The sequence below is a fragment of the Sphingomonas vulcanisoli genome, from assembly GCF_011761305.1.
In the GTDB taxonomy this organism is placed as follows: Bacteria; Pseudomonadota; Alphaproteobacteria; order Sphingomonadales; family Sphingomonadaceae; genus Sphingomonas_I; species Sphingomonas_I vulcanisoli.
Genome location: NZ_JAAOZC010000001.1, coordinates 92,124 through 104,257, shown reverse-complemented (window position 1 = coordinate 104,257; position 12,134 = coordinate 92,124). Strand labels below are relative to the sequence as shown.

The window sequence follows — 12,134 nt, the reverse complement described above, 5'->3', positions numbered from 1 at the left end:
GTCCCCTACGCCGCGAAAGGTTCATTAACCCCGTTTTCCGCCCCGAGTCAAAAGGGGCCGGGTCGGCCCTTGCTCAGAATATTTCCTGCACCCGCTCGGGCGGGCGGCCGAGCCGGACCCCTTTTTCGGTCTCCACCAGCGGCCGCTCGATCAGGATCGGGTCGGCGGCCATCGCCGCGAGGATCGTCTCCTCATCCGCGTCCTTGAGCGGCTTGGCGCCCTCCTCGGCCATCCGCAGCCCATCGCGCGCGGACATCCCCGCCTTGGCGTAAAGCATCCGCAACTGATCGGCGCTCGGCGGATGTTTCAGATATTCGATGACCGTGAGGTCCGCACCTGCCGCCTCGAGCAGCGCCAATGTCTCGCGCGATTTGGAACAGCGCGGGTTGTGCCAGATCGTCGCCTTCACCGAACGCCCATCTCTGCCCGCTTGATCTGCATGAGGCAGGCGGCGCGCTGGGCGGGATAGGCTTTCGCGCTGGCCGTATCGAGCGCAGCGCGTGTCTTCGTCAGCTCGTCGCGGACTTTTTGATGGGGCGATTCGATCATCCACGGCAGGCAGATATGATCGGCAGCCAGCACGGAGGCGCTATCGACCAGCGGCAGCACATTTTCGGGATGGCGTTGCAGGGCCACGCCGAGCGACGACTGCAGACCCTCGGAGTAAGCGGCATCGGCCACGGTCGTCAGCAGCTTCACCGCGACCGCAACACCATCCGCCGATCCCGTTTCGACGACCGCATAGCCCGGTCCGCCATCGAGGTTGAAATCGTCTTCCAGTACGGCGGGTGCGCCCAGCCGATCGATCTTGTGGAGCAGGTCCGCCCCGGTCGGCCGATATTTCGCCGGCGCGGCAGTGGCGGCTGCCACGAGGGCCAAGGCGGCGATCAGTCTTCTTGTTTCGCCAGCCATGCTTCCAGCCACTTGATCGAATAATCGCCTTCCAGGAATTCCTGGTCGTCCAATAGCGCCTGATGAAGCGGAATCGTGGTCTTGACGCCCTCGATCACGAACTCTTCCAGCGCGCGCCGCAACCTCCTGAGCGCACCCGCCCGCGTCGTTCCGTAGACGATCAGCTTGGCGATCATGCTGTCGTAATAGGGCGGGATGCGATAGCCCGCGTAGAGCCCGCTATCGACGCGGACGTTCATGCCGCCCGGCGCATGATATTGCGTCACCGTGCCGGGGGAAGGCGCGAAGGTGCGCGGGTCTTCGGCGTTGATGCGGCATTCGATCGCGTGGCCGCGGAACTGGACGTCTTCCTGGCGCAGCGTTAGCGGCATGCCCTCGGCGATGCGGATTTGTTCGCGGACGAGATCGAGGCCGGTGATCGCCTCGGTCACCGGATGCTCCACCTGCAGGCGGGTGTTCATCTCGATGAAATAGAACTTCCCGTCTTCCCACAGGAATTCGATCGTACCGGCGCCGCGATAGCCCATATCGGCCATCGCCTTGGCGACGACGCCGCCCATGCGTTCGCGCTCCTCGGGCGTGATCACCGGCGACGGCGCTTCCTCCAGAACCTTCTGGTGCCGCCGCTGCAGCGAGCAGTCGCGTTCGCCGAGGTGGATCGCCTTGCCGTTGCCATCGCCGAAGATCTGGAATTCGATATGGCGCGGATCGCCGAGATACTTCTCCAGATAAACCGTCGCGTCGCCGAACGCCGCCGCCGCCTCGCTGCCCGCCTGCAGCATCTGCGCTTCGAGATCGGCGGGATCGTTGACCACCTTCATGCCGCGCCCGCCGCCGCCCGACGCCGCCTTGATGATCACCGGATAGCCAATCTCGGCCGCGATCTTCTTGGCCTCGGCCAGGTCCGAAATCGCGCCGTCCGATCCCGGCACCAGCGGCAGCCCCAGCGCGCCGGCGGTGCGCTTGGCCTGCACCTTGTCGCCCATCGTGCGGATATGTTCGGGCTTGGGGCCGATCCAGATGATGCCGTGCGCCTCGACGATCTCGGCGAACTTGGCATTCTCGCTAAGGAAGCCGTAGCCCGGATGGATCGCATCGGCGTGGCTGATCTCGGCCGCCGAGATCAAATTGGGGATATTGAGGTAGGAGTCCGTGGCGGACGGTGGCCCGATGCAGATCGCCTCGTCCGCCAGCCGCACGTGCATCGCATCGGCATCGGCGGTGCTGTGCGCCGCGACGGTGCGGATGCCCATCTCATGGCAGGCGCGGTGGATACGAAGCGCGATCTCGCCGCGGTTGGCGATCAGGACTTTCTCGATCGCCATGCGCTTACTCTACGATCACGAGCGGCTGATCGAACTCCACCGGCTGGGCATTGTCGACGAGCAGCGCGGTGACCGTGCCGGCGCGCGGGCTGACGATCGGGTTCATCACCTTCATCGCCTCGACGATCAGCAGAGTATCGCCCGCATTGACCTTGTCGCCGACGCTGGCGAGCTGCTTCGCACCCGGCGCCGATGACAGATAAGCAGTGCCGACCATCGGCGATTTGATCGTGCCGGGATGATCGGCCGGGCTCGCGGGCGGCGCGGGAGCCGCTGGCGCAGGAGCGGCGGGCGCAGCAGGTGCCGCGGGCGGCGGCGCATAGGCCACGGGCGCAGCGGCAGCAGCCGCGGCTTTGCGCGCGACGCGGATGCGCCGGTCACCGTCCTGCACCTCGATCTCGGTGAGGTGGGTTTCGTCCAAAAGTTCGGCGAGCTGGCGGACCAGCGCCGGATCAATATGCATGGAGCCGTTGGTGGCTTCTGTCATCGTTCCCGTGTCCCAAATGAACGATCGCCCGTGCCAGAGCTTGCGCTTTACGTCCAGCATCGCCGCATTTCAGCGGCAAATGATTAGCGCGCCGCAAGCTTCCGAAGCGATCAGTCCTCGTCATCCTCTTCATCGGCCATGTCCATGAAGTCGCGCGCGGCCTCGCGATCGGCCTCGTCCTTGAAGGCGACGTCAAGGTCCGGTGCGGCGCCGAGCATGTACAGCAGGCACCAGATCGCGAACCGCCGCCCGGCATCGCTCTCCAGCCCGAACTGCAGCCTCAGCCGCTCGACCCCGGCGAGGATCTGGTCCTCCTGCAGGGTCGACATGTCACTGGTGCCGAAGAAGCGGATGAGAAGTTCGTCAAAGTCCATAGGCGAGCCCTTAGGGCGGATCGATCTTTGTGGCGATCCTCAATCCTCCCCTGGAAGGGGAGGTGGCAGGCCGCAGGCCTGACGGAGGGGTATCCCACTCTCGATAGCTCGATACCCCTCCGACGCGCTGCGCGCGCCGCCTCCCCTTCCAGGGGAGGATTGCGGGCCAGTTTACAAGTCCGCTCCGCTCGCTTAGCAGCGCCCGCGATGTCCACGGCCGCGATCACGATTAGCCCGAAACCGACCCGCACTTGCGGGGCGGACGGTGCGCGCGCGATCTAGCCGCCCACCGGACACAGCCCCGCCAACCGCGCGGGGCCTTCTCTAAACGACGAAGCAGGGTCCCGCGCTCCCCTTGAAGGAGACGAAACCATGACTGTCGCCCGCTTCCAAAATCCTCATGTCGGCATCGTCGGCGCCACGGGCCTGGTCGGCGAGATGATGCGCCTGCTGCTTGCCGAGCGCGCCTTCCCGCTCGCGAGCCTGCGCCTCTTCGCCTCGGCGCGATCGGCGGGAAAGACGATCGAATGGAACGGCCGGAACATTCCCGTCGAGGATGCCGCCTCCGCCGATTATACCGGGCTCGACATCGTCTTCTTCTCGGCGGGCGGATCGGCCAGCCTGGAGCTCGCGCCCAAGGTTGCGGCAGCCGGCGCGATCGTGATCGACAATAGCTCGGCGTGGCGCAGTGACCCCGATGTGCCGCTGATCGTCTCCGAAGTGAACGGCGCGGCGCTGGCGACAATCCCCAAGGGCATCGTCGCCAATCCGAACTGCACGACGATGGCGGCGATGCCTGTGCTCAAGCCGCTGCACGATGCCGCCGGCCTCAAGCGGCTGACGGTCAGCACCTATCAGGCGGTCTCGGGCGGCGGCCTCGCCGGGATCGAGGAGCTCGATGCGCAGATCCGGGCGGGCGCAGGCCAGGGCGAAGCGATGGCACGATCGGGCGCGGTGGTCGATCTGCCGCACGTCAGGAAGTGGCCCGTGCCGATCGCCTTCAACGTCGTGCCGCTCAACTATGTGCTGGTCGAGGACGGCTATACCGAGGAGGAGATCAAGCTGCGCGACGAGAGCCGCAAGATCCTCGATCTTCCCGCCCTGCCCGTCTCGGGCACCTGCGTTCGCGTGCCGGTCTTCACCGGCCATTCGCTCTCGATCAACGCCGAATTCGATCGGCCGCTGCCGCCGCACGAGGCGCTGCGCCTGCTCGCCAGTGCGCCCGGCGTGCAACTGAGCGACGTGCCCAATCCGCTCGAAGCGACCGGCCTCGATCCGGTGATGGTCGGCCGCGTCCGCGTCGATCCGACCGTTCCGCACGGCCTCGCGCTGTTCGTGGTCGGGGATAATCTGCGCAAGGGCGCGGCGCTCAACGCCATCCAGATCGGGGAACTGCTCTGCGGGCGATGAGCGTCCAGAAGGCCTGCCTGGGAGCGCCTCGGCAGGCCGCTCATTAGGCCGATCGGGGGCACCGTGCTAAAGGCTCATCATCGCCCGGCTGGTGATTCGTAGGCGCCGGCGGCTGAGAGACATTCGTGCTCCCGCTTACAGGTGGAGCGGGCCATGACCATCGATCATCTCCCGGCCCCACCCCGATCCATCCACCTCCGGACCACCGCAATTTGAGCGCGATACCGGCAGAGTCCGAATCCCATGCCGTCAGAGTCGCCGAAAGGCTTCGTCACCGCTGGGGCGATGCCGCCCATAGCCACGCCGAACGCTGGCTGACCAGCGCCGATGCCGATGGCCACTGGCGCAAGGTCGATCTGCTGCGCGCCATCTGCACCATTCTCATTCACCGCGATCGCGTGACCTCACGCTGGCGCACCCAGGAGTATCTGCCATGAGCGTTACGCTCGATTTCTACGTTACCCAGGCCGATTCCTGCGCCCGCGATGCCGCAGCCGCCGATCTGCCCAATGTGCGCGAACGCAGCCTGCGCGCGGAGGCCGCCTGGCGCACGATGGCCGATCGGCACGATCGCTCCGAAAAACTGCGCTCCGCGCACGCTGCGGAGAAACAGCTGTCGCAGGATATCGCGGCGGGCGAGGACTGAACGCGGAATCCTTGGAGATACGGTAGCGCCCCGCGCCTTCGCCCCCTAAATGCCGGGGATGGCGACTCTCACCCACGACGACGGCACGATTAGCATCATGGTCAACGGCGAGCACCGGCGGGTGCACGGCGGCATGACCATCGCCCAACTGGCCAGCGAGCTTGGGCTAGTGCCCGAAAAGGTGGCGGTGGAACGCAACCTTGAGGTCGTGCCCCGCTCGACGCTCGCGCAGGTGAAGCTCGAGGATGGCGACGAATTGGAGATCGTCCATTTCGTTGGCGGTGGCGATCATGGCGCGCCGATCGCCGACGATAGCTGGACGGTGGCCGGGCGCAGCTTCCGCTCCCGCCTGATCGTCGGCACGGGCAAATATAAGGATTTTGCGCAGAATGCCGCTGCGCTGGAGGCGTCCGGCGCGGAAATGGTCACGGTAGCCGTGCGCCGCGTCAATGTCACCGATCGGGGTGCGCCGATGCTCACCGATTTCATCGATCCCAAGCGCTACACCTACCTCCCCAACACTGCTGGCTGCTTCACCGGCGACGATGCCGTCCGCACGCTGCGGCTGGCGCGCGAGGCGGGCGGCTGGGACCTCGTCAAGCTGGAGGTGCTGGGCGAAGCACGCACGCTCTATCCCGACATGATCGAGACACTCCGCGCCACCGAGATCCTCGCCAAGGAAGGCTTCCTGCCGATGGTCTATTGCGCCGACGATCCGATCGCCGCCAAGCGGCTGGAGGATGCGGGCGCGGTGGCGATCATGCCGCTGGGATCGCTGATCGGCTCGGGCCTCGGCATCCAGAACCCGGTGACGATCCGGCTGATCGTCGAGAATGCCAAGGTGCCCGTACTGGTCGATGCCGGTGTCGGCACCGCCTCCGAAGCCGCAGAAGCGATGGAACTGGGCTGCGACGGCGTGCTGATGAATACCGCCATCGCCGAGGCCAAGGATCCGATCCTGATGGCCAGCGCGATGAAAGCCGCCGTTGAAGCCGGCCGCCTCGCCTACCGCGCCGGCCGCATGCAGCGGCGCCGCTACGCCGATCCATCGAGCCCGCTGGCAGGGCTGATCTGAACGGGTGCCAGCAAGCGGCTCGCCATAGCTGTGAAAGCGCGATCAGCGCGACATTGCCTGACTCCGATCAGGCCTGACCGATAATGCAGATCAAGTGGCCTTGAAAAAAGGGCAGGAATCATGCCTTCTTCGGCGGGCTGCCGGAGATAACCAATGGATTGGCTTAATGCTCTTGTGAATGCCGCTTATGCGGCAGCGCTCGACAGCGATCTCTGGAGGCCTTTTGCGGATCAGCTTTCGTTAGAGCTTGCTTCGCTTGGCGGCATATTCGCAGTGATCAATAGGCAGCAACTAGTGCCTCCCGTTTTTGAGACCGTGAGAGCGCTCGAAGGGGTCGAATATGACTATCTTGCGGGTGGCCGTTGGCAACACGATCCCCAGGTTCCGATGGCGGGCGGCCTGCAGAGCAGCGCGATCTATACCGACGCCGATGTGGTCAGAGATGAAACCGACGAAGCTCGGGCTTATCGACAGTGGGAGCAGGAGTGGGGCTCGTCACATTACCTGACGACGGTTGGATTTTTGGAGCCCTCGGGAACCGGTCGGGGCTGTTTTTCTTTCCATTATGGTCCGGATGGCATTGCGCCCGACGCCGTCCAAAAGCTGCAAATGCTGGCCCCTCAGCTCAACCGGGCCTTAGCCTTGGGTTTCCGGCATGAGGAGGCTCTTTCCCAAGAATATTGGCGCGGCATCGCGGCAAACGATCAATCGAAGGCGCTGATCCTTCTCGACGAACGAGGAAGAGTCATACATCTCACAAACGCTGCCGAGGCCATCATCCGGCAAGGCGACGGCCTCCGGATTGCGGCCCAAAGCTTATGGTGTACGGAGCCCTCTCAGCAAGAAGTGTTGGCAGCGCTTGTGGGGCAGGCAGTCGGCATGGATACAATTTCGGGCGCTATCCGTATCGCGCGGCCATCCGGGCGTATGCCCTTCCTATTGACCATCTTTCCGCTTCCCCGGGTAAGGAGGATCCTTGCCCCATTTGAAGCGGCGGCAATCGTTCAACTCGTCGATCCGACCGCCAGGCCCCTGGACGCTCGCCATTTATATCGTCATGCATTCAAATTGTCGGGACGTGAGACCGATCTCGCTGCTGCGCTGGTCAAAGGGCATTCGCCGGAAACGGCGGCAGCGGCCTTGAACATCACCGTGGCAACAGCCCGAATACATCTCCGAAGATTGTTTCAGAAAACCGGCACAAACCGTCAAAGCGAACTGATCCGCCTGTTGATCCAAATCGGGTAAGCCATTCACCCTGGATCGCCGTCTGAAACAGGCCGGTCGGCAGAGTGGTTCGGGCCGTATAATCCGTTTGGATTATTGCACAGCCACCCGATTCCCCATGATTAATTTGCGGTAAGCTTGCTTGCCCGCGCTTGATTCTTTGTCGAGCGCAGGCGGGCTATCGGGGGGTCATCATCATGAAACGAATATTGGCCGCAGTTGCGGCATGTCTCGCGCTTGCAGGCGCCGCGGGGGCGACAACCTATACCGCCGATTTTTCGAGCATCACGCTCGATCCAACGCTGACACCCTATGCCGGCGCATCCTATATCACCTCCGGTAACGGCAACCTGACATTTGCCTACAGGCCGGACGAAGCCGGAACGGATATCGCGCCCGGTGTTTTCACGAACATGCTGTTCTCGGGCGATTACACGGCCACGATAACGCTGGATATGACCAACATCCCTACTACGGGTCCATATAATTATTATGGGGCTGGCTTTTGCAGCACGGTACAGAGCAGTGGTACGGGCATTTGCGCGAATAGTTATAACAACGGAACGCCGATTGCGAACGGCTCTATCACAACCAATGGAGTCTTTACGGGTGCATCGGCCGTCACCGCGGCAAATATCGTAACTTTTCAGCTGCAGCGCATCGGCGACGTCGTCACCGATAGCATGTCGATCGATGGCGGGGCATACCAAACGCTGGCAACCTATTCCGGTTCGGGCGTAATCGGGGACGTTTCTTTCGGCATCTTCAATGTTTCAAACGCGGCGGATGGCGCGACCGGCTCCGTGAGCTTTAGCAATTTTTCGGTTGTTTCGTCCGATGTGCCGGAACCCGCCTCTTGGGGAATGATGATCTGCGGCCTTGGCCTGGCCGGTGCCGTGATGCGCCGCAAGAAAACGGTCGCGGGCTCTAGGCCGTGCTACGCATAGCCCTTTGAGAAGAGGTTCATACAGCATCAACCGGGGGTAAATATGCGATCCTTTTTACGCTCTGCGATTGCCATATCGGAGGCATTGCTATTCTATTGTCCGTTCTCCGCTGCTTTCGGGGCTACTACGCTGCCGGCGGCTACCGCCAATGCAAATGTCCAATATAACTGCAATGTAGTCGGTGGATGCGGTGCAGGCCCACAGGTGAGTGGATCGACCAACGCGGCCGTCGGACCTTATGGCGGAACCAGCGTCATCACGCTTTCGGCCAGTGCTGCGCCATTCGTTCAGCTGAGCGCGATAGGCTCCAACAAAGGCCCGGCGGCAAGTCTAGGATATGGCGACTATACGGCCGGATATGCCGATTTTACCTATTCGGTCATGATCACCTCGCCAGACGATCTATGGGTGCCCTATGATTATTCCGGTATCGCTACCGCATCGGCAGTTTCAAACGGTGGGCTCGGCCGCGCGACTTCCGAGATAGATATCAATGGCAATACGGCACTTCTGGTGGATTCCGGCTGCCCCAATTGCGGCGCGCAGGGCGCTTTCGATCTGAAAGGTACGATGCAGACCAATACGGTCTACACCCTCTATCTCAAGACTTACGTCGACACGATGGGGCCGGGGCAAACCGCAGCCTATATCGATCCGTACCTTACGATCGATAGCGATTATCTGCAAAGCCACCCGGACCTGTCGCTTGAGTTCAGCGACGGGGTCTCGAACGCGCCGGCGTCCGCCTCCGTACCCGAGCCCGCTTCCTGGACGATGATGATCGGCGGGCTTGGCCTGGTCGGTGGCACAATGCGTCGCCGCAAGATGGCGATGAGCTTCTAATTCAATCCGCCGGAATAGTCTCCCAACTGCGCTCGCTCTTATATACAGATCGAGCAACCAAACAAATCAGGTGCTACGGCAGCAGCTCTTCGATCCCGCGCGCAATATTGTGCGTGGTGTAAGGCTTTTGCACCACCGTCGTGGAACGGTGATCCATCGGCAGATTGGCTTGCTCGCCATAGCCGGAGGCGAAGAAATAGGGGATGCCGAGCTCCCGAAGCCGATCGGCGACCCCGAAGCTCGTCTGATCGCCGAGGTTGATGTCCAGCACAGCATAATCGACATGCTGGTGATCGAGGATGTCGTGTGCAGCTTCGGGGGTTGATGCGGTCAGCACCGTGGCGCCGAAGCGCTCCAATATGTCCTCGGCATCCAGCGCTATGATCAGGCTGTCCTCGACCAGCAGGACAGACTTTTTGCCGAATTGCGTGGGATCGATCGGTTGCTGACTCGATACGTGCGGGCGGTGCACCTTGATCTCGCGCCCGGCGAAGCTCTTGGGTTCCGATACGTGCCGGGTAGGAATGACGAACTCGGCCCGCACGCCGTCAGGATCATAATCGATCCTCGCCTGGCCCCCGAGATCGTAAGGCACGGATCGGTTGACGATCGTCGTCCCGAACCCCTTGCGCTTGGGCGGCGACACCGGCGGCCCGCCGACTTCGGTCCAGGTGATGACCAGATCGCCATTGCCGTTGCGGGACCAATCGATGTGCACCTCGCCCGTCCCGGAGAGGCTGCCATATTTGGTCGAATTGGTCACCAGCTCGTGAATGACCAGCGCCATCGAGGAATAAGCCGCGGGATTGAGCAGCACCGGATCGCCCTTGGCAATGATCGCGCTTTCCCGCGTCGCCGCGAAGGCCGCTGCCTCGGCGTCGATGAGCGCCTTGAGCGGTGCCGGCCCCCAATGATCGTCGGTGATTTGGTTGTGAGCGCGCGCGAGCGCGTGGATGCGCCCATCGACCAACTTGACGAAATCCTTGACCTCGGGGCTGTCGGGCTGGGACTGCCGGATCAGGCCGCGGATCACGCCAAGGATGTTGCGGACGCGGTGGTTGAGCTCGGCGATCAGCATTTCCTGGCGCGCGTTGGATTGTCGCCGCTCGGCCGCCGCTTCGTCGGCCAGCCGCAGCACGACCTCGATCAGCGTCGCCCGAAGCGTTTCGGCAACGCGCACCTCGGAAGGGGTGAACGGCTCGGCCCGGCCGGTAACATTCTCCTGCCATTCCGCGAAGCTTTCGCGCGGTGTCAGGCGGGAGCCATTGGGGCCATATTCCACGGGCTTGTGCGGATCGCCCGCCCAGCGCACCGATTGCATGATCTCCGATCGGAACAGGATCACATAGTCACGCGGCGAGCGCGAGATCGGAATGGCCAGCATCCCCGCTGCCCGATCCGCAAAATCGCCGGCATCTTCGATCAGGCCGCCGATATAGTCTGTGGTAAACACCCGCCCGGCGGGGAGCCCGTTCAGCGCGCGCACGATCCGCCGGAAATCCTCGGATGGCGGCGTCGTCCCAGAAAAGGCGGAATTGCCGTTGATCCACACCCCTACGCCGTCGGCCGGGATCGCGCCGGTCAAGATATCTCCCAGCCAATCGGGATCGTTGAGCAGCGTCTCGTCCGATGCGACCGCGCCCAGCAGCTGGTCCGATATGTCGCGCGCGCGCCGCTCATATTCGCCGATCAGCCGCCGCTCGCGCGATTCCAGCCGCATCGAGAACATGTCCGCGAACTGCTCGCACACCGAACGGCGCTCAAAAGTCGGCGATCGCGGCGCATAATGGTGGCAGGCGAACAGTCCCCACAATTCATCATCCACGATGATCGAGATCGACAGCGACGCCGCGACCCCCATATTCTTCAGATATTCAATGTGGATCGGCGATACCGATCGCAGGATCGACAGCGACATATCGAGTTGATTGCCCGCCGCATCGATCTGCGGAACGATCGGGATCGGATCGGCCGCTACATCGCGGATGACGCGCACCAAATTGCGCTTATAGAGCGCCCGCGCCTGGCGGGGAATGTCGCTGGCGGGATAGTGCAGCCCCAGGAAGCTGCCGATGCCGGGCTTGCACGCTTCGGCCACGACCTCGCCGTTGCCGTTCTCCGCGAACTTATAGACCATCACACGATCGTAGCCGAGCAGCGAACGCACCTGCCGTGCCCCTTCGCGATAAAAAGCGGGCAGGTCTTTGGCGCGATCGAGCCGCGACATCATCGCACGCACCGATATCGGGGACTCGTCGCCGGGATTGCCCGGCTCCGCCTCGATCACGATCTGATCGCCGGAATAATGAACGGCAACATCGTAGGATTGGCCGGACGTCCCGATCTGCCGCCCGAACAACCGCTCGACCATGTCCGGTTCGGACAGATAGGAAAGGCGGTTGCGCAGATCGTGCAGCAGCACGGAGGGCACGTAATCGGCGAGCGGCGATCCGATCAGATCATCGGGATCATGGCCCAGCAGGGTACGGATATTCTTGGAGACGCGCGCGATCAGCCAGTCCCGGCTGACCGCGATAAGATAGCCCTTCGGCTGGATCGCGCCGAGGAGATGGATAGGTTCACGATCGCAATTGGTGAGATCGACTTTCTCGAAATCCGCCACTTCAGTCCCTTGTCGCCTTTCCCGCCCGAGAACGAGAATATATCATTTTGGTTGCCGCGGGCGGCGCACCAGCCCCCGAGCATCGGCCCCAAACGGGAGCACGCTGCTAGAGGAGCCGATCAAGCGGACCCGAAATTAGGCACCGCCGGACTACGAATCAACAATGAGAAACAACGCATCGATGTTCCAGTTTGGTACAATATAACTCTCGAAATGTCAAGGTAGCGGCGGTTTTTGAGGGATTTGCAGGCCCGCATTCCGTTTC

At 62.8% G+C, this 12,134-nt stretch carries 13 protein-coding genes; 7 read left to right on the top strand and 6 right to left on the bottom strand.

Translation table 11 applies throughout. The features are described from left to right. Positions 1 to 73: 73 nt before the first annotated feature. The 5 genes from arsC to FHS31_RS00500 form a co-directional block, all read right to left on the bottom strand. Positions 74 to 409, bottom strand: coding sequence for an arsenate reductase (glutaredoxin) (arsC, locus tag FHS31_RS00520; protein ID WP_167071016.1), 336 nt, complete (start codon positions 407 to 409; stop codon positions 74 to 76). Further along, positions 406 to 879, bottom strand: a complete 474-nt coding sequence (locus FHS31_RS00515) for a hypothetical protein (protein ID WP_167071014.1) — start codon at positions 877 to 879, stop codon at positions 406 to 408. The genes arsC and FHS31_RS00515 overlap by 4 nt, the downstream gene beginning before the upstream one ends. Before the next feature lie 8 nt (positions 880 to 887). Continuing rightward, a complete protein-coding gene (gene accC, locus FHS31_RS00510; protein ID WP_167071012.1) occupies positions 888 to 2,237 on the bottom strand; it encodes an acetyl-CoA carboxylase biotin carboxylase subunit in 1,350 nt (449 codons plus the stop codon). A gap of 4 nt (positions 2,238 to 2,241) precedes the next feature. Continuing rightward, positions 2,242 to 2,724: an acetyl-CoA carboxylase biotin carboxyl carrier protein gene (accB, locus tag FHS31_RS00505; protein ID WP_208408510.1), complete on the bottom strand. Its 483-nt coding sequence runs from the start codon at positions 2,722 to 2,724 to the stop codon at positions 2,242 to 2,244. A 110-nt stretch (positions 2,725 to 2,834) separates the two neighbouring features. Then, on the bottom strand, positions 2,835 to 3,098 hold the full coding sequence (locus FHS31_RS00500; RefSeq protein ID WP_167071010.1) for a hypothetical protein: 264 nt from the start codon (positions 3,096 to 3,098) through the stop codon (positions 2,835 to 2,837). 372 nt (positions 3,099 to 3,470) lie between these two features. Here FHS31_RS00500 and FHS31_RS00495 point away from each other — a divergent pair, with 372 nt between their 5' ends. From FHS31_RS00495 to FHS31_RS00465, 7 genes are all read left to right on the top strand, one after another. Next, entirely contained in the window at positions 3,471 to 4,508 is a 1,038-nt protein-coding gene (locus tag FHS31_RS00495; protein WP_167071008.1) for an aspartate-semialdehyde dehydrogenase, read from the top strand. A gap of 212 nt (positions 4,509 to 4,720) precedes the next feature. Further along, on the top strand, positions 4,721 to 4,945 hold the full coding sequence (locus tag FHS31_RS00490) for a hypothetical protein (RefSeq protein WP_167071001.1): 225 nt from the start codon (positions 4,721 to 4,723) through the stop codon (positions 4,943 to 4,945). Further along, positions 4,942 to 5,154, top strand: coding sequence for a hypothetical protein (locus tag FHS31_RS00485; RefSeq protein ID WP_167070999.1), 213 nt, complete (start codon positions 4,942 to 4,944; stop codon positions 5,152 to 5,154). Before FHS31_RS00490 ends, FHS31_RS00485 begins: the two co-directional genes overlap by 4 nt. A gap of 58 nt (positions 5,155 to 5,212) precedes the next feature. Next, positions 5,213 to 6,229 carry a sulfur carrier protein ThiS gene (gene thiS, locus FHS31_RS00480; RefSeq protein WP_167070997.1) on the top strand — a complete coding sequence of 339 codons (1,017 nt, stop codon included), beginning with the start codon at positions 5,213 to 5,215 and terminating at the stop codon, positions 6,227 to 6,229. A 153-nt stretch (positions 6,230 to 6,382) separates the two neighbouring features. Further along, entirely contained in the window at positions 6,383 to 7,477 is a 1,095-nt protein-coding gene (locus FHS31_RS00475) for a helix-turn-helix transcriptional regulator (RefSeq protein WP_167070995.1), read from the top strand. Between the two features lie 176 nt (positions 7,478 to 7,653). Further along, entirely contained in the window at positions 7,654 to 8,403 is a 750-nt protein-coding gene (locus FHS31_RS00470) for a PEPxxWA-CTERM sorting domain-containing protein (RefSeq protein WP_167070993.1), read from the top strand. Between the two features lie 204 nt (positions 8,404 to 8,607). Further along, on the top strand, positions 8,608 to 9,246 hold the full coding sequence (locus FHS31_RS00465; RefSeq protein WP_341786251.1) for a PEPxxWA-CTERM sorting domain-containing protein: 639 nt from the start codon (positions 8,608 to 8,610) through the stop codon (positions 9,244 to 9,246). A 73-nt stretch (positions 9,247 to 9,319) separates the two neighbouring features. Here the strand turns inward: FHS31_RS00465 and FHS31_RS00460 are convergent, their stop codons facing one another. Beyond that, a complete protein-coding gene (locus FHS31_RS00460; RefSeq protein ID WP_167070991.1) occupies positions 9,320 to 11,869 on the bottom strand; it encodes an HWE histidine kinase domain-containing protein in 2,550 nt (849 codons plus the stop codon). Positions 11,870 to 12,134: the final 265 nt, after the last annotated feature.

Coding starts and splice junctions, on each gene's coding strand:
- thiS (WP_167070997.1), top strand. CDS start 5,213: ATGGCGACTCTCACCCACGACGACGGCACGATTAGCATCATGGTCAAC.
- FHS31_RS00495 (WP_167071008.1), top strand. CDS start 3,471: ATGACTGTCGCCCGCTTCCAAAATCCTCATGTCGGCATCGTCGGCGCC.
- accC (WP_167071012.1), bottom strand. CDS start 2,237: ATGGCGATCGAGAAAGTCCTGATCGCCAACCGCGGCGAGATCGCGCTT.
- FHS31_RS00485 (WP_167070999.1), top strand. CDS start 4,942: ATGAGCGTTACGCTCGATTTCTACGTTACCCAGGCCGATTCCTGCGCC.
- FHS31_RS00500 (WP_167071010.1), bottom strand. CDS start 3,098: ATGGACTTTGACGAACTTCTCATCCGCTTCTTCGGCACCAGTGACATG.
- FHS31_RS00470 (WP_167070993.1), top strand. CDS start 7,654: ATGAAACGAATATTGGCCGCAGTTGCGGCATGTCTCGCGCTTGCAGGC.
- FHS31_RS00475 (WP_167070995.1), top strand. CDS start 6,383: ATGGATTGGCTTAATGCTCTTGTGAATGCCGCTTATGCGGCAGCGCTC.
- accB (WP_208408510.1), bottom strand. CDS start 2,724: ATGACAGAAGCCACCAACGGCTCCATGCATATTGATCCGGCGCTGGTC.